This is a genomic window from Thermopolyspora flexuosa (assembly GCF_006716785.1).
In the GTDB taxonomy this organism is placed as follows: domain Bacteria; phylum Actinomycetota; class Actinomycetes; order Streptosporangiales; family Streptosporangiaceae; genus Thermopolyspora; species Thermopolyspora flexuosa.
In genome coordinates, this window is sequence record NZ_VFPQ01000001.1 from 1,000,745 (window position 1) to 1,015,922 (window position 15,178).

The following is a 15,178-nucleotide window of genomic DNA, read 5'->3' on the forward strand; positions in this document are numbered from 1 at the left end:
ATCATGGCCCGGACGGACGACACCCCACCGGTCGTGGTCGGGTACGACGGCTCCAAGGCGGCCCAGCGGGCCTTGCGCTGGGCCGTCGACGAGGCGCGCCGCCGCTGGACCTCGCTGGTCATCTGCCACGCCTGGCACTGGCCGTACCCGGCGCGGCCGAGCGACCCGGCCATCCTGGAGACCTTCGAGGTCCTCGCCCGGGGCGTGCTCGACCAGGGCGTGCGGATCGCCACCGGGCTCGCCCCGACGCTGCCGGTGCACCCCCGGCTGATCGCCGGCGGCCCGTCCGCGGCACTGGTGAGCGAGTCGCACACCGCCCGGCTCGTCGTCGTCGGCAACCGGGGCCTGGGCGGCTTCACCGACCTGCACCTCGGCTCGGCCGCGGTGCAGGTCCCGGCGTACTCCGCCTGCCCGGTGGTCGTCGTCGGCCGCCCCGAGCCCGGCGCCCGCACCACCTCCGGCCTCGTGGTGGTCGGCGTGGACGGGTCGCCCGCGGGGGAGGCGGCGATGGGCTTCGCCGCCGAGGAGGCCGCGATCCGGGACGGCAGGCTGCACGCGGTGTTCTGCTGGTGGCCCCCCGAGGCCGAGGTCGAGGCGATGGAGGCGGCGGGGCCGCTCGACGCGGACGCCGAGGCGCTGCGGCGCCGGGCCGTGACCCGCTTCCACGAGACGGTCGCGGTGTGGAGCGAGAAGTACCCCGACCTGCGGGTCGAGACCTCCGTGCTGGACCGCCCGCCCCGCCAGGCGCTGCGCGAGGCCGCGGAGCACGCCGAGCTGCTCGTGGTCGGCGCCCGGGGCCTGGTCGAGACGCACGGCCTGCCGCTGGGGCCGGTGACCCAGTCGATGCTGCACCACGCCCCGTGCCCGGTCGCGGTCGTACCCGAGCCCCTCGCCCACCGGCCCGCATCCCGATGACCGGTTCCGTCGACGAAGGAGAGGCATCATGTCCGAGTCCACCACCAAGTTCGTGATCGTCGGCTACGACGGCTCCGAGGGCGCGAACCGGGCGCTGGAGTGGGCGGCCGACGACGCCGCCCGCCGCGGGGTACCGCTGCGCATCGTGCACGTGCTCGCGCCCTGGCCGTACGACATCCCCAGATACGCGCCCGACGTGTTCGAGGACGGCGCGGGCCGCATGCTCTCCCAGGCCGAGGAGACCGCGCGCAAGCGCCACCCCGAACTCGAGGTGAGCACCCAGGTGATCAGCGGGCAGCCCGCCAAGGTGCTGCGCGAGCAGGCAGGCGCAGAGGCGACCGTGGTGCTCGGCAGCCGCGGCCTCGGCGGCTTCGCCGGCGCGCTGCTCGGCTCGGTGAGCACGCACGTCGCCACGCACGCGCACGGCCCGGTCGTCGTGGTACGGCCACGCGAGGGCACCGCCCGCAACGAGATCGTGGTCGGCGTGGACGACTCGCCGGAGAGCGAGCCGGCCCTCGCCTACGCGTTCGAGCAGGCCAACCTGCGCGGCGCCACGGTGCGGGCGATCCACGCCTGGCAGCTTCCGCTCAACGCGTACGCCCCGGAGATCACCTACGACCTGGACGAGATCCGCAAGGCCCAGCAGCAGGTGATCACCGACAGGCTCGCCGCGCTGCGGGAGCGGTACCCGAACGTGGCGGTGAGCGAGGAGACCCCGAGCGCGCACCCGGCCAACGCGCTGATCGACGCGTCCTCCTCGGCCGACCTGGTCGTGGTGGGCTCGCGCGGCATGGGCGCGCTCGGCTCGATCCTGCTCGGCTCGGTCAGCCGCGCGGTCCTGCACCACGCGCACTGCCCGGTGGCGGTGGTGCGGTCATGACGACGTACCGCTACGACCTGGACAGGCTCACCGCGGGCGACGTGATGAGCCGCGTGCTCGTCACCGTCGAGCCCACCGAGAGCCCGCTGCTGGCGTGGGAGCTGATGCGCCGCTCCGAGGTACGGCACCTGCCCGTGGTGGACCGCGAGGGCAAGGTGGAGGGCGTGCTCAGCCGGGAGATGCTCGCCGCCCGCTGGGGCGGCGGCGGCCCGGACGAGCTCAACCGCCGGCCCGTGGGCGAGCTGCTCGCCCTCGAACGCCGCCCCCGGGTGTGCGTGGACACCCCGGTGCCGCAGGTCGCCGCGACCATGCTCGACGCCCACTGCGACGCGGTGCCGGTGGTCGCCGAGGACGGCACGCTGCTCGGCCTGATCACCAGCGTCGACCTGCTCGCCGTACTCGCCGGACGGCCGCCCAAGGAGCGCGTGGGCCCCGACATCACCCCCGCCCTGTTCCGCATGGAGCCGGTCCTCCATCCGCCTGGATCGGGGCGGTGACGCGGCCGGTACGGCCGCAGGCAGGGCGTGCGGACGTGCGTGGAAGGGGAGGAGATGGCACAAGGGGGTGCCGACGCCGGGCAGCTCCTGGACGCTGAGGAGACCGACCTGCTCGGCCGCTACCTGCGGGAGATCGGCGCCACGCCGCTGCTCACCGCGGAGCAGGAGGTGGAGCTCGCCAAGCGGATCGAGGCCGGGGTGTACGCCGAGCATCTGCTCGAGACCGAACCCGGCCTCGACCCGGAGCGGGCCGAGGAGCTGCGCCTGGTGGCCCGGGACGGCCGGCTCGCCAGGGACCACATGATCCGCGCCAACCTGCGGCTCGTGGTCTCGGTGGCGCGGCGCTACCACCAGGGCGAGCTGTCGCTGCTGGATCTGATCCAGGAGGGCAACCTCGGCCTCATCCGGGCGGTGCAGAAGTTCGACCACACCCGGGGCTACAAGTTCTCCACGTACGCGATGTGGTGGATCCGGCAGGCGATCGAGCGCGGCCTGGCCCAGAAGGGCCGTGCCGTACGGTTGCCGATGCACGTCTGGGAGGACGTCTGCCGGGTCAACCGCATCGAGCGCGACCTTGCCCTACGACTGGGCCGCGAGCCCACGCTGGAGGAACTGGCCCGCGAGTCCGGCAGCAGCGTCCGCAAGGCCGCCGAGCTCAAACGCCTCGCCCAGCGCTCGGTCAGCCTCGACACCCCGGTCGGCGACGACGGCGACGCCAGCCTCGGCGACGTGTTGTGGGACGGCGACGAGTCCCCCGCCGAGGGCCAGGTCGAGTTCACCCTCCAGCTCGCCGAGGTACGCCAGCTCCTGCGCACCCTCCCGGCCCGCGAGGCCCAGATCCTCCGCTGGCGCTACGGCCTCGACAACGGCTCCCCCTGCACCCTCCAGCAGGTCGGCGACCGCCTCGGCATCACCCGCGAACGCGTCCGCCAGCTCGAGAGCAAGGCCCTCAACCGCCTCCGCGACCCCAAACTCCTCGGCACCCTCGCCTCCTGACCGCTCTCGCCAGAGCTGCCGCCTCGCCGTACGGCCGGGTGAATCAGGGGGCCTTGCCAAACCCCATTGCTCAGACTCGGGTGCCGCGTGTCGGCCGCCTCGTGTCGTCGCCCCACCACGACGGTGACCGCGCCAGGCCGGGAGCTTCACCCGGACGCCGCCCGCGAGCCGAGCGCCGGCTCAGGCCTCGGACCCGTTACATCAGAGCAAACAGGGCGATCTGGCGAAAACGTGTTTTAAAGCGAAACTTGATATTTGGGACGGTCGTCCACGAGTGTTTTCGGGCGGATGCAGATAACGGATCAAGTTGTGCGAGGTCTCTCGTAGTTCACCTCGTCTGAGAGGTTTTAACTGTGGAAGCGCCTGCTTGATGTCCTGACGGGATCGGTACCACTCGTGCTTCGCCGCCCGGCGGCTCTGCTCGCAATGGCGCAAATGCGGATTTCTGCTGCATTGTGCAAATGAGAGGCTATACGCTCCATGCGATGAGCCTCGTCGGTATGAAACCTGATCAAGCTCGCAACCTGGCGGCGGCCGTAGAGGTCATGGGCGGCGCTCTTGCGGTCCAGGGTTCGTTGATCCGCCGCATTCTTGAACGCTGGGACGGCGACTCCAGCCGCGTCGCGACCTTTCCGGCGCGTGCCTCATGGGCCGGAGACCAGGCCAAGGACATCCGGCGCCGCGTCGGCATCCTGGAGCAGGACCCGGAAGGCATGCTGCTGTTCGCCAACCTCACCGGGGTCATCGATCTCTGGGAGCGTTACAAGGAGCAGGTCAAATCGGTGACGACGCCGCTCAAGGTGTTTCCGATCATGAGCGGCGTGGAGGCCGCGATCCAGCTCCAGCAACGGTGGGCGCAGGGAAGGAACGTCGCCGCGGCGCGTGCCGTCTACGAGATCCGGCGCTACATGGGTGCCCTGCCCGGCAATCGCAAGCTCACCGAGCTGATCGCCGAGGTGCTGAAGGCACGCAGGATCGAGGACCTTTACAAACAGCCGTGGAAGTGGCAGAAGACGCTTGGCGCGGTCATGCGCCGGTTGCGTATTCCGGGAGCTCAGCTGGTGACCAAGAACCCTCCCGGTATGGGTGTGATCTCGCGGATTACGCTGCCGGCGGCCGTCGTCACCGGTGCCAAGGAGGTCATTCGTCCCACTCACGACGGTGCGCAGGGCTGGGTGGACCGTGGCATGGGCGCGGTTCAGGCGGCAGGTGCCCTCGCAGTGCTGGGAGGCTCTGGGGTTGCGGCCGCGCTCGGAGCGTCGGCCGCCGTCGCCGGCGCGATCCCCTTGGTCGGATGGACCGCGCTCGCCGTGACCGGTGCCTACTTCATCGGCAGCTGGGCGTGGGACACCTGGGGCGATGACATCAAGGCGGGCGTGGGAAAGGCTCTGAACGGTGCGAAGAGCTTCGTGAAGAAGCTCAAATTTTGGTGAGCGACCCCCGGTTTGCGAGACGTGGAGGTATGCGATGGCGCCTACCGAGGTTCCGCCGCTGGCGAGTAGTAACCGGCGCATCATCCCCATCTGGACGGATGGTCCGCTCGCTCTGTTCGCCGGGTCCGTGGGCGCCGTACTGTTCGGCCGAATCCTCCATGAATGGGTGGCCTTCGCCTGCACGTTGCTGCTGTGGTCCTTTTGCAACCATGTGCTTCTCACAGTCGCCGTCGGAGGCAGCATCGGCAAGCTGATCGGCGGCCTCCGCCTCATCCGTACGGCCGACCTTCGTAAGCCGACGTTCAGGCAGGCCGTCCATCGTTGGCTGTGGGGCTTCTTCTACATCCTGATCTCTCCTTTCCTGATGCTGACCGGCACCGATGTGGATCATCTGGATATTGCCGGACTTCGAATCGTGAGAAGGGCCGATCTTCGCCGGATAAGGTCTGATCGTTCGTGAGTACAAACCTCGACATATCGCTTGAGGAATTCCGCGCGCGGATAAGCGAGGCGCTGGCAGAGGGCGGGACACAGTCGCTGGTCCGGCTGACCGATGAGGAGCTGGCGGTCCTCGACCCGGAGGAGACCCTCGTACCCAAGCCCCATCTGGAGGCGATGACCCCCGAGCAGCGGGAATGGAGCCTGGCCACGGCACTGCGCTCCCTGGTCGCGCGTGAGGCCGTGGAAATCCACAACACCGAGGAACTGAACAAGGCGTTGCACGGGGGTCCAGAGGTCCGCATCGACATGCACGTGCGCATGGACATCGACCTCGCGCTGACCCTTCGGCGGACGGCCGACCGCATGCTGGCCATCAAGCAGCACACCGCCGCGGGCACGGCCTACGCCTGCGTGCACGTCCACGACACGGACCTCATGCTCGTGGAGCGAATCACCGCCGGCGGCATGCACCTGTTCACGCTGGCGAACGACGCGGACGACGTGGTCAACCTCGTCCAACCCCTGCTGGATCCCTTGGGCGTGGCGGACCGGGACGGTGACATCCACCGGCTGGACCCCTCGGCGCTGGAGCCGGGGAAGGTGGGACCGCTCACCCGCGTGATCGACAATTCCCGCGTCGTCGGCGAACTCGTGCTGCTCAGCGATCCACCGGGCCAGATGATGACGACGTACGCCACCGACCGCGCCGTCTGGGCGGTGTTCGTGGAACAGCCCCACGCGCCGGACGGGATAACCGCCCGGCCGGTGAGCGCCGCCACGTTGTCCCGGCAGATCGTCAAGATGCTGACGGCCGGCACCACGGAGGTACGCGATGGCTGACCGGTTGAGCGAATGCCAGGCGGACATGCGCATTCTCACCGACGCCGCCGACGACATCGAGCGCACGCTGCGGGCGGTGGACGCGACCTGCAGCCCGGATACCTGGTCCGGGCCCGCCGGAGACCGCTTCCGCGAGGAGTGGGCCAAGCACCGGTCCGCCATCATGGCCGCCCTCGACGATGCCAGAGATCAGGTTCAGGCCATCACCGCGAGGGTGAAACGCGAGGAGGAACAGGCTCGCGCGGCGGCCACGACCTGACCGTGCGGATGCGGAGGGCGTCCTCGCTGGGCCGAGGGAGCGAAAGGAGGGGAACCGAACAGCGCGAAGGCCGCGTCGATTCCGGTGAGCGACCCGGCCGTCGAGGCACAGCGGCATGCGATGGCACCTGATGAGGTTCCTCCGCCGGCCGGCAGTAACCGGCGCATCATCCCCATCTGGACGGATGGTCCGCTCGCCCTGTTCGCCGGGTCCGTGGGCGCCGTACTGCTCGGCCGGACCCTCCACGAATGGGTGGCCTTCGCCTGCACGTTGCTGCTGTGGTCCTTTTGCAACCATGTGCTTCTCACAGTCGCCGTCGGCGGCAGCATCGGCAAGCTGATCGGCGGCCTTCGCCTCATCCGTACGGCCGACCTTCGTAAGCCGACGTTCAGGCAGGCCGTCCGTCGTTGGTTGTGGGGCTTCTTCCACATCCTGATCTCTCCCTTCCTGATGCTGACCGGCACCGACCTGGATCATCTGGACATGGCAGGACTGCGAATCGTCAGAAGAGCCGATCTCCGCCGCAGGGACTGATCGTTCGCGGACACGACCGGGTGTTGAGCAAGTCGTGGGCGGGGACGACAGGGTGCCGGTGGGACACGGTGCGCTTCGCCGTATAGCGGTTCGCCGTGTCCTGCCGAGGGTCGGCACCACAATCGGTCGGGGGATCGGACGGGCGTGGTGCTCCGGGACGGCGAGCTTGCCAATGGTCACATGATCCGCGCAAATCTGCGCATCGTGGTCTCGGTGGCCTGAAAATGATCACATCCGGGCATGCCGCCTCGATGCCCTGTCGACCGATGCCGAGGCACGTATGGACTAGGAGGAACGATGCCGCCGTCGATCGACGGTCGCCCGCTTCGCGAGTACCTCGACGAGGTCGTTCGCTGGCTCGATCGGTACGATCTCCCGCCGACCGTCCACAGGCTCTACTTCGGCGAGCCGTACCTATGGGTCCTGATCGGCTTTGACAAGGACACGGAGAGACTGCGGAACAGGGGGCTGCAGCACAGCGACACGATTCGTTGGTCGCCTTACCGTGGGTGGATCTGCTCCCGGACAGGACCTCTGCCGGTGCCGTACCTCGGTACTCCTGAGGACGTCGCGTTGGCCATCAAGGAGTGCGTCCTCGGCCTGCCGCCGACGACCTCGACCGAGGCGGAGGAATGGGAGAAGGCCGACACGGTGCGCGACGGCTTCTAGTGGTTCGCCGGTGTCCTGCCGGACGCGGCATGAGGTGGAGCGGTTCCTTGCCACGTCGATCGACGGCGCCCGGCCGAAGGCGGCCGACGTGCGGACGGCCGAGGGCCCGCTCCGCGCCCGGCCAGGGTGTCGGCCGGGCGCGGGGGATGGTCAGGTCTCCTCGGGCACCATCGTGATCGCGCCCGCGGGGCATTCGGCGGCGCAGAGGCCGCAGCCCTTGCAGTAGTCGTAGTCGATCATGAAGCGCCGGCCGGGGCCGAGCTTGATGACGGCGTTGTCGGGGCAGACGCCGTAGCAGTTGTCGCACTCGAAGCAGTTGCCGCAGGACAGGCAGCGGCGGGCCTCGAAGAGGGCGGTGGACTCGTCGAGGCCGCCTTCGACCTCGTCGAAGGTGGTGATGCGGCGGGCCACCTCGAGGCGGGGGCGGAGCTGGGCCGGGGCGTCGCTGTAGTACCAGGTGTTGAGACGGTCGTAGGTGGCCGGGGGTGGGGGCGGTGGCGGGGTGTACTGGGTGCCGCGGAGCCAGGCGTCGATGTGGCGGGCGGCCAGCTTGCCGTGGCCGATGGCGACGGTGACGGTGCGGTCGGAGGGGACCATGTCGCCGCCGGCGAAGACGCCGGGGTAGCCGGTCATCATGTTCGGGCCGACCTTGACCACGCCCTTCTCGATCTCGACGCCGGGCAGGCCTTCGAGGAGGGCCAGGTCAGGCTCTTGGCCGAGGGCGAGGACCACGGTGTCGGCGTCGAGCTCCTCGAACTCGCCGGTGGGCTGCGGGAAGCCGGTCTCGTCGAGCCGCATGCGCTCGATCAGCACCTTGCCGCCGTCGGCTCGGGCGATCGTGGACAGCCACTTCATGCGTACGCCCTCGGCTTCCGCGTCGGCGACCTCGGACTCGTGCGCCGGCATGCGGTCCTTGGTACGCCGGTAGACGACGACGGCGTCGGTGGCGCCGAGGCGGCGGGCGGTGCGGGCGGCGTCCATGGCCGTGTTGCCGCCGCCGTACACCACGACCCGGCGGCCGATCTGGGGCGGCTCGGCCTCGGCGGTGTCCCGCAGCATCTTGATCGCGTCGAGGATGCGGGCCGAGTCACCGGCCGGGATGTACGCCCGGCGGGCCACGTGGGCGCCGACGGCGAGGAATGCCGCGTCGTACCGCTCCATCTCGGCGCGCAGGTCGGTGACGGTACGGCCGCCCTCGAAGCGCACGCCCATGTCGAGGATGCGCTGGATCTCGGCGGCGAGCACGTCGCGGGGCAGCCGGTAGCGCGGGATGCCGTACCGCATCATGCCGCCGGGCTCCTCGGCCGAGTCGACCACGGTCACCTCGTGGCCGAGCCGTACCAGGTGGTAGGCGGCGGAGAGCCCGGCCGGGCCCGCGCCGACCACGAGCACCCGCTTGCCGGACGGCTCGGCCTCGACCGGCACGGTCCAGCCGCGGCGCAGCGCCTCGTCGCCGAGGAAGCGCTCGACCGCGTTGATGCCGACCGCCTCGTCCAGCCTGCCGCGGTTGCACGCGGTCTGGCAGGGGTGGTAGCAGACCCGGCCCATCACCGCGGGGAACGGGTTGTCCTCCATGAGGATGCGCCAGGCCCTCTCGTAGTCGCCGCTCTCCGCGTGGTAGAGCCAGCCCTGCACGTTCTCCCCGGCGGGGCAGTTCTGGTTGCAGGGCGGGAAGCGGTCGAGGTAGACGGGCCGCTCGGTCCGCCACGCCCCGGTCTTGTTGGCGAGGCTCGACCCGACCTCGAGGGTGATCGCGAACGGCCTGTCCATGTCAGCCCTCCTCGTCCAGCAGGCCGAAGCGGCGGATGTTGCGGTCGGCCAGCGCCTGCAATGCGGCGATGACGTCGGTACGCGGCGGGTCGCCGAACAGGTGCGCGTACCGGCCCTGGGCGCGCAGGTACTCCTCGACCGGCACCTTGCGGCGGATCTTCGACACCGCGGTGATCTCGCCGTGCTCGGCCTCGAAGACGGGGAACAGGCCGGACTCCTTGGCGAGCCGCGCCACGCGGATGGTGTCGCTGGAGGCGGTGGCCCAGCCGAGCGGGCAGGGCACGAGCACGTGCAGGTAGCGGGCGCCGCGGAACTCCATCGCCCGGTGCACCTTGTACTCCAGGTCGCGCAGGTCGGCCACGGTCGCGGTGGCGACGTACGGGATCTCGTGGGCCATCGCGATCAGCGCCGCGTTCTTGCCCTGGCCGAACGGGTTGCCCGGCTCCGGCCCGACCGCCTGGGTGGTGGCGGTGCGCGCGGCCGGCGGGGTGGCGCCGGACCGCTGCACCCCGGTGTTCATGTACGCCTGGTTGTCGTAGCAGATGTAGAGCACGTCGTCGTTGCGCTCGAACATGCCGGACAGGCAGGCGAACCCGATGTCGACGGTGCCGCCGTCGCCGCCCTGCCCGACCACCCGCACGTCCGTGCGGCCCTTCACCTTCAGCGCCGCGGCGACCCCGGTGGCGACCGCCGGGGCGTTGCCGAACAGCGAGTGCAGCCACGCCACCCGCCAGGAGGTCTCCGGGTACGGCGTGGAGAACACCTCCAGGCAGCCGGTGGAGTTCACCACCACGATCCGCCCGCCGGTGGCGCGGTGCGCCGCGTCCACCGCGTACCGGGCGCCGAGCGCCTCGCCGCAGCCCTGGCAGGCCCGGTGCCCCGAGGTGAGCGTGTTGGGGCGGCCCGGGTCGGCCTGCACGGTGCGCCGCTCGGGGTCGAGCAGCCGGTTGCCGACCACCAGGCTGCCGGTCTGGTAGAACTTGATCTCCTGTACGGGCATTCGGTCACACCCTTTCGGCGGCGCGTTCCCGCCGCGCCTCCCGCTCGATCAGGTCGTGCCGCAGGTCGAGGAAGGTGAGCGGGTCCAGCCGGTCGGTCACGGCGCGGTCGAGCATGCCGTGCAGCGACGCCGTGGTGACCGGCCGCCCGCCGAGCCCGGCGATCACGGTCCGCAGGTACGGCACGGCCCCGCCCGGCTCCGGCGCCGCGTCGGCGAGGGCCGCGCGCACGTGGTCGGTGACCACGCCGCCGACCCCGACCGCGAGGGTGCGCTCGAGCACCACCACGCGCCGGGCGCCGCGCAGTGCCCGCCGTACCGCGGCGAACGGGAACGGCCGGAACGTGGTGATCGCCAGCACGCCGACGCGCTCGCCGTGCGCGCGCCGCTCGTCGACCACGTCCTTGAGCGTGCCGAGCACCGACCCCATCGCGACGATCACGGTCTCCGCGTCGTCGAGCCGGTACGGCCGGACCAGCCCGCCGGAGTCGCGCCCGAACGCGGCGGCGAACTCGGCCGCCACCTTCGGGACGACCTCCAGCGCGCGCAGGTGCCGCAGGTGCGCGAGGTAGCGCACCTCGGTGAACGCCTCCGGGCCGACCATCGCGCCGATCGACACCGGGTCGTCCGGGTCGAGCACCTGGCTCGGCGTGTGCGGCGGCAGGAAGGCGTCCACCTGCCGCTGGCTGGGCAGGTCGACCCGCTCGTAGGCGTGGGTGAGCACGAACCCGTCCATGCACACCATCACCGGCAGCGACAGCTCCTCGGCGATGCGGAACGCCTGGATGTGCAGGTCGGCCGCCTCCTGGTTGTCCTCGGCGTACAGCTGCAGCCAGCCGGAGTCGCGCTGCGACATCGCGTCGCTGTGGTCGTTCCAGATGTTGATCGGCGCGCCGAGCGCCCGGTTCGCCACGGTCATCACGATCGGCAGCCCGAGGCCGCCCGCGTTGTAGACGGCCTCGGTCATGTACAGCAGGCCCTGGCTGGAGGTGGCGGTGTACGCGCGGGCCCCGGCCGCGGACGCGCCGATCGCGACCGACATCGCGGCGAACTCCGACTCCACGTTCACGTACTCGCACGGGGCGAGCGCGCCGGACTTCACCAGGCGGCTCAGCCCCTCGACGATGTGGGTCTGCGGGGAGATGGGATAGGCGCAGACCACCTCGGGCCGGCACAGCGCCACGGCCTCGGCGACCGCCTGCGAGCCCTCCGTCTGCTTAAGCATCGATCGCCTCCTTCGTCGTGGCGCTGACGTACGCGTACGCCCGCTCGGCCGCGGCGACGTTGCCCTCGGCGACCCGCCCGGCGAACCGCTGCCGGATCGCCGCGCACACCGACTCGAGCGAGACCACCCCGGTGAGCGCGGCGAAGCCGCCGAGCAGCACGGCGTTCGGCACCGGGCGGCCCAGGTGCTCGCGCGCCAGCGCGGTGGCGGGCACGGTGCGCACCCGCTCCGGCCGCAGCGCGGCGACCGCCTCGGCGGCGCCGAGGTCACGCAGCTCGCGCGTGGTGTTGACGAGCACGTACGCGTCCGGGCCGAGCCCGTCGAACACGTTGACCGCGCGCAGCAGCGTGGCGTCCTGGACGATCAGCGCGTCGGGCCGGGCGACCGGCTCGCGCACCCGGATCGGCCGGTCGTCGATCCGGCAGAACGCGACGACGGGGGCGCCGGTGCGCTCGGAGCCGAACGTGGGAAACGCCTGGGCGTGCCGGCCCTCGAGGAACGCGGCGATGGACAGCAGCTCGGCCGCGGTGACGACGCCTTGGCCGCCCCGACCGTGGATTCGCACCTGGAACACGGTTGTCTCCCCCTGCACGTCGTCCTGACTTCCGGTTTATCCGCGGGGCAGCAGGGCCAGTAGGGGGCGAACGTCACACGCGCTTGGGGCTTCAAGACCTGACATATGGACCTTTGGCCCTCTGCGGGGTAGGGATCGAAAGCGAAGCTTTTTTTAACGGGACTTGGTTCCGACCGACGCAAGCGAATGCCAGTCGCCAGCGATGGCCTACCGAGAGGGGCACCATGGTCGCGCTCAGGGTCGGGGTCGGCAGAGAGACGGCGGCGGGTGAGCGGCGGGTCGCGCTCGTTCCCGACGCCGTCGGCCGCCTGCGGGAAATGGGCCTGGACGTACTGATCGAGTCAGGCGCCGGCACAGCGGCCTGGCATCCCGACAGCGCGTACGGCGAGGCCGGGGCGGAGGTGGTGTCCACGGCCGAGCTGTACGAGCGCGCGGACATCATCGTCACTGTGCGCCGGCCCGACACGGCCGCGCTGCGTGCGGGCCAGACCGTGATCGGCATGCTGCGTCCCTTCGGCGATCCGGACTACGTCCGCGAGCTCGCCGCCAGGAACGTCACCGCGATCGCCTTCGAAGGACTGCCGCGCACGATCAGCGCCGCCCAGACCATGGACGCGATGACCTCCCAGGACAACATCGCCGGGTACAAGGCGGCGGTGCTCGCCGCCGCCACGTACGGCCGGTTCTTCCCGCTGCTCGTCACCGCCGCGGGCACCGCCCGCCCGGCCCAGGTGCTCGTGCTCGGCGCGGGCGTGGCCGGGCTGCAGGCGATCGGTACGGCCCGCCGGCTCGGCGCCGTGGTCACCGGATACGACATCCGCCCCGAGGCCGAGGGCGACATCACCTCGCTTGGCGCCCAGTTCCTGCGGCTCGGCTCGGGCCCGCAGGGCTCCGGCACCGGCGGGTACGCCCGCGCGCTCACCCCCGAGGAGCAGCGGGCTCAGCAGGAGGAGCTCGCCCGGCACATCGCCCGCCACGACGTGGTGATCACCACCGCGCGGGTGCCCGGGCGCCGTCCGCCGCTGCTCGTCACCGAGGCCGCGCTCAAGGGCATGCGGGCCGGGTCGGTCGTCGTCGACCTGGCCGCGAGCGACCTGGGCGGCAACGTCGAGGGCTCCCGCCCCGGCGAGACGATCGTCACCGACGACGGCGTCACGGTGATCGGCGCCGCCGACCTCGCCGCCACCATGCCGTCGGCGGCGTCGACGGCGTACTCCAGCAACGTCCGCGCACTCCTCGGCCACCTGATCCGGGACGGCGCTCTCGCGATCGACCTGAACGACCCGATCCAGGCCGGGGTCGTGATAACCCACGCGGGCGAGGTCGTCCACCCCGCGTTCGGAGGTGACTCGTGAGTTCCGAGTTCGTCACCGACCTCACCATCTTCGTGCTCAGCCTGCTGGTCGGCTTCGAGGTGATCAGCAAGGTGCCCACCACCTTGCACACCCCGCTTATGTCGGCCGCCAACTCCATCCACGGGATCGTGCTCGCGGGCACGATCCTCATCGCGGCCACCGCCTCCGACCTCGTCGGGTACGTGATCGCGTTCGTCGCCTGCGTGTTCGCCGCGATGAACGTGGTCGGCGGCTACGTGGTCACCGACCGCATGCTCGAGATGTTCAAACCGCCGGCGGCCCGTAAGGTTCGGCAGGCCGCCGCGAACGGCTCGGCCGAGGTGACCCGATGAGCACGTTCGACACCGTCATCCGGCTCGTCTACCTCGCCGCGGCCACGCTCTTCGTCGTCGGCCTCCACCTGATGAACTCACCGGTCACCGCGCGGCGCGGCAACCTGCTGTCCGCGACCGGCATGACCGCGGCGATCCTCGCCACCATCGTCGTGCTGATCGAGTCCGGCGCGGCGAGCCTCACCGCCTGGCTCGTGGTGGCCGCGGGCACCGCGGTGGGCGCGGCCGTCGGTTTCGTCATGGCCCGCCGGGTCCGGATGACCGCGATGCCGGAGCTGGTCAGCCTGTTCAACGCGGCCGGCGGCGGCGCGGCGGCGCTGGTCGCGATCCACGACTTCCTCCACTTCACCGAGTCGCCCGGCGCGCACATCCTGATCCCGCTCGCGCTCGACGTGCTCATCGGCGCGGTCACGTTCTCCGGCTCGCTGATCGCCTCCGGCAAGCTGCACGGCGTGGTGCCGGGGCAGCCGATCGTGTTCCCCGGCGCCCGCGTGATCACCCTGGTGCTCGCCGCGGTGATGCTGGTGACCACGGTGATGATCGCCGCCGGTGTGGGTGGGCTGGCCGCGGTGGTGATCCTGAGCCTCGCCGCCCTGGCGTTCGGCGTGACCATGGTGCTCCCGATCGGCGGCGCCGACATGCCCGTGGTGATCTCGCTGCTCAACGCGTTCACCGGCACCGCGGTGGCGATGGCCGGTTTCGTCATCGGCAACGACGTGCTCATCACCGCCGGCGCGCTGGTCGGCGCCTCGGGCGCGATCCTCACCAAGCTGATGGCCGACGCGATGAACCGGTCGATCGGCAACATCATGCTCGGCGGCTTCGGCACCGGCGACTCGCCCGGCACCGCGGCCGCGACCGGCGGCGGCCAGGTGCGCACGGTCTCCGCCGACGACGCCGCGATCCAGCTCGCGTACGCGAGCAAGGTGGTGATCGTCCCCGGGTACGGCCTCGCCGCCGCCCAGGCCCAGCACCAGGTGCACGAGCTGGCGAGCCTGCTCGAGGCCCGCGGGGTGGAGGTCAAGTACGCGATCCACCCGGTCGCCGGCCGCATGCCCGGCCACATGAACGTGCTGCTCGCCGAGGCGAACGTGCCGTACTCGCAGCTCAAGGAGATGGACGAGATCAATCCCGAGTTCCCGCAGGTGGACGTCGCGTTGGTGATCGGCGCGAACGACGTCACCAACCCGGCCGCCCGCCGCCCGGGCACCGCCATCTCCGGCATGCCCATCCTCGACGTCGACAAGGCCAAGAGCGTCATCGTGGTCAAGCGCTCCATGGGCCACGGCTACGCCGGCATCGACAACGAGCTCTACACCGACCCCAAGACCGGCATGTACTTCGCCGACGCCAAGAAGGCCCTCGCCGAGATGACCGCCGCGGTCAAGATGCTGGTCGGCTAGCCACCGCGGCGACGGAACATCCCAAAAGACCGCGTACGAACACCACGGAAACCTGTGG

General features: G+C 70.9%; 17 protein-coding genes. 13 read left to right on the plus strand and 4 right to left on the minus strand.

The window, feature by feature from the left end; translation table 11 throughout:
- Window positions 1–3 precede the first annotated feature (3 nt).
- The 10 genes from FHX40_RS04460 (at window position 4) to FHX40_RS04505 (ending at window position 7,464) form a co-directional block, all read left to right on the plus strand.
- Window positions 4–915 carry a universal stress protein gene (locus FHX40_RS04460; RefSeq protein WP_142258429.1) on the plus strand — a complete coding sequence of 304 codons (912 nt, stop codon included), beginning with the start codon at window positions 4–6 and terminating at the stop codon, window positions 913–915.
- A gap of 28 nt (window positions 916–943) precedes the next feature.
- On the plus strand, window positions 944–1,795 hold the full coding sequence (locus tag FHX40_RS04465) for a universal stress protein (protein ID WP_142258430.1): 852 nt from the start codon (window positions 944–946) through the stop codon (window positions 1,793–1,795).
- Window positions 1,792–2,292: a CBS domain-containing protein gene (locus FHX40_RS04470; RefSeq protein WP_142258431.1), complete on the plus strand. Its 501-nt coding sequence runs from the start codon at window positions 1,792–1,794 to the stop codon at window positions 2,290–2,292. The genes FHX40_RS04465 and FHX40_RS04470 overlap by 4 nt, the downstream gene beginning before the upstream one ends.
- A 54-nt stretch (window positions 2,293–2,346) precedes the next feature.
- The gene (locus FHX40_RS04475; RefSeq protein WP_142258432.1) at window positions 2,347–3,288 is read left to right on the plus strand and encodes a sigma-70 family RNA polymerase sigma factor; all 942 of its coding nucleotides are present in this window, start codon (window positions 2,347–2,349) and stop codon (window positions 3,286–3,288) included.
- A gap of 485 nt (window positions 3,289–3,773) precedes the next feature.
- Complete coding sequence (locus tag FHX40_RS04480) at window positions 3,774–4,721, plus strand: hypothetical protein (RefSeq protein ID WP_142258433.1); 948 nt, start codon at window positions 3,774–3,776, stop codon at window positions 4,719–4,721.
- Window positions 4,722–4,755: 34 nt separating this feature from the next.
- Complete coding sequence (locus FHX40_RS04485; protein WP_142258434.1) at window positions 4,756–5,181, plus strand: RDD family protein; 426 nt, start codon at window positions 4,756–4,758, stop codon at window positions 5,179–5,181.
- Window positions 5,178–6,002: a hypothetical protein gene (locus FHX40_RS04490; RefSeq protein ID WP_142258435.1), complete on the plus strand. Its 825-nt coding sequence runs from the start codon at window positions 5,178–5,180 to the stop codon at window positions 6,000–6,002. Before FHX40_RS04485 ends, FHX40_RS04490 begins: the two co-directional genes overlap by 4 nt.
- Window positions 5,995–6,261: a hypothetical protein gene (locus FHX40_RS04495; RefSeq protein ID WP_142258436.1), complete on the plus strand. Its 267-nt coding sequence runs from the start codon at window positions 5,995–5,997 to the stop codon at window positions 6,259–6,261. The genes FHX40_RS04490 and FHX40_RS04495 overlap by 8 nt, the downstream gene beginning before the upstream one ends.
- An 84-nt stretch (window positions 6,262–6,345) precedes the next feature.
- Window positions 6,346–6,795: an RDD family protein gene (locus FHX40_RS04500; protein WP_142258437.1), complete on the plus strand. Its 450-nt coding sequence runs from the start codon at window positions 6,346–6,348 to the stop codon at window positions 6,793–6,795.
- A 297-nt stretch (window positions 6,796–7,092) separates the two neighbouring features.
- Window positions 7,093–7,464, plus strand: a complete 372-nt coding sequence (locus FHX40_RS04505) for a hypothetical protein (protein ID WP_142258438.1) — start codon at window positions 7,093–7,095, stop codon at window positions 7,462–7,464.
- A 150-nt stretch (window positions 7,465–7,614) separates the two neighbouring features.
- Here FHX40_RS04505 and FHX40_RS04510 read toward each other — a convergent pair whose 3' ends face one another.
- From FHX40_RS04510 to FHX40_RS04525, 4 genes are read right to left on the minus strand one after another with little or no spacing between them, the layout of a single operon-like run.
- A complete protein-coding gene (locus tag FHX40_RS04510) occupies window positions 7,615–9,234 on the minus strand; it encodes an NAD(P)-binding protein (protein WP_142258439.1) in 1,620 nt (539 codons plus the stop codon).
- 1 nt (window position 9,235) lies between these two features.
- Window positions 9,236–10,234 carry a thiamine pyrophosphate-dependent enzyme gene (locus FHX40_RS04515; RefSeq protein ID WP_142258440.1) on the minus strand — a complete coding sequence of 333 codons (999 nt, stop codon included), beginning with the start codon at window positions 10,232–10,234 and terminating at the stop codon, window positions 9,236–9,238.
- A gap of 4 nt (window positions 10,235–10,238) precedes the next feature.
- The gene (locus FHX40_RS04520; RefSeq protein ID WP_142258441.1) at window positions 10,239–11,456 is read right to left on the minus strand and encodes a transketolase C-terminal domain-containing protein; all 1,218 of its coding nucleotides are present in this window, start codon (window positions 11,454–11,456) and stop codon (window positions 10,239–10,241) included.
- Window positions 11,449–12,030 carry a 2-oxoacid:acceptor oxidoreductase family protein gene (locus FHX40_RS04525; protein ID WP_142258442.1) on the minus strand — a complete coding sequence of 194 codons (582 nt, stop codon included), beginning with the start codon at window positions 12,028–12,030 and terminating at the stop codon, window positions 11,449–11,451. The genes FHX40_RS04520 and FHX40_RS04525 overlap by 8 nt, the downstream gene beginning before the upstream one ends.
- 224 nt (window positions 12,031–12,254) lie before the next feature.
- On the opposite strand from FHX40_RS04525, the gene FHX40_RS04530 reads away from it, so the two are divergent.
- Genes FHX40_RS04530 through FHX40_RS04540 form a run of 3 tightly spaced genes read left to right on the plus strand, consistent with a single transcriptional unit; the run spans window position 12,255 to window position 15,120 of the window.
- Window positions 12,255–13,385 carry a Re/Si-specific NAD(P)(+) transhydrogenase subunit alpha gene (locus tag FHX40_RS04530; protein ID WP_142258443.1) on the plus strand — a complete coding sequence of 377 codons (1,131 nt, stop codon included), beginning with the start codon at window positions 12,255–12,257 and terminating at the stop codon, window positions 13,383–13,385.
- Window positions 13,382–13,717 (plus strand): NAD(P) transhydrogenase subunit alpha part 2, encoded by a 336-nt coding sequence (locus tag FHX40_RS04535; protein ID WP_142258444.1) that lies wholly within the window; start codon window positions 13,382–13,384, stop codon window positions 13,715–13,717. The genes FHX40_RS04530 and FHX40_RS04535 overlap by 4 nt, the downstream gene beginning before the upstream one ends.
- Window positions 13,714–15,120 (plus strand): NAD(P)(+) transhydrogenase (Re/Si-specific) subunit beta, encoded by a 1,407-nt coding sequence (locus FHX40_RS04540; RefSeq protein ID WP_142258445.1) that lies wholly within the window; start codon window positions 13,714–13,716, stop codon window positions 15,118–15,120. Before FHX40_RS04535 ends, FHX40_RS04540 begins: the two co-directional genes overlap by 4 nt.
- The last annotated feature ends 58 nt before the right edge of the window (window positions 15,121–15,178 follow it).

What these genes read in the sequence shown, in the direction of transcription:
- FHX40_RS04515 (WP_142258440.1), bottom strand. Translation starts at nt 10,234, where the DNA reads ATGCCCGTACAGGAGATCAAGTTCTACCAGACCGGCAGCCTGGTGGTC.
- FHX40_RS04520 (WP_142258441.1), bottom strand. Translation starts at nt 11,456, where the DNA reads ATGCTTAAGCAGACGGAGGGCTCGCAGGCGGTCGCCGAGGCCGTGGCG.
- FHX40_RS04485 (WP_142258434.1), top strand. Translation starts at nt 4,756, where the DNA reads ATGGCGCCTACCGAGGTTCCGCCGCTGGCGAGTAGTAACCGGCGCATC.
- FHX40_RS04495 (WP_142258436.1), top strand. Translation starts at nt 5,995, where the DNA reads ATGGCTGACCGGTTGAGCGAATGCCAGGCGGACATGCGCATTCTCACC.
- FHX40_RS04505 (WP_142258438.1), top strand. Translation starts at nt 7,093, where the DNA reads ATGCCGCCGTCGATCGACGGTCGCCCGCTTCGCGAGTACCTCGACGAG.
- FHX40_RS04530 (WP_142258443.1), top strand. Translation starts at nt 12,255, where the DNA reads ATGGTCGCGCTCAGGGTCGGGGTCGGCAGAGAGACGGCGGCGGGTGAG.
- FHX40_RS04470 (WP_142258431.1), top strand. Translation starts at nt 1,792, where the DNA reads ATGACGACGTACCGCTACGACCTGGACAGGCTCACCGCGGGCGACGTG.
- FHX40_RS04510 (WP_142258439.1), bottom strand. Translation starts at nt 9,234, where the DNA reads ATGGACAGGCCGTTCGCGATCACCCTCGAGGTCGGGTCGAGCCTCGCC.
- FHX40_RS04540 (WP_142258445.1), top strand. Translation starts at nt 13,714, where the DNA reads ATGAGCACGTTCGACACCGTCATCCGGCTCGTCTACCTCGCCGCGGCC.
- FHX40_RS04460 (WP_142258429.1), top strand. Translation starts at nt 4, where the DNA reads ATGGCCCGGACGGACGACACCCCACCGGTCGTGGTCGGGTACGACGGC.
- FHX40_RS04480 (WP_142258433.1), top strand. Translation starts at nt 3,774, where the DNA reads ATGAGCCTCGTCGGTATGAAACCTGATCAAGCTCGCAACCTGGCGGCG.
- FHX40_RS04465 (WP_142258430.1), top strand. Translation starts at nt 944, where the DNA reads ATGTCCGAGTCCACCACCAAGTTCGTGATCGTCGGCTACGACGGCTCC.
- FHX40_RS04475 (WP_142258432.1), top strand. Translation starts at nt 2,347, where the DNA reads ATGGCACAAGGGGGTGCCGACGCCGGGCAGCTCCTGGACGCTGAGGAG.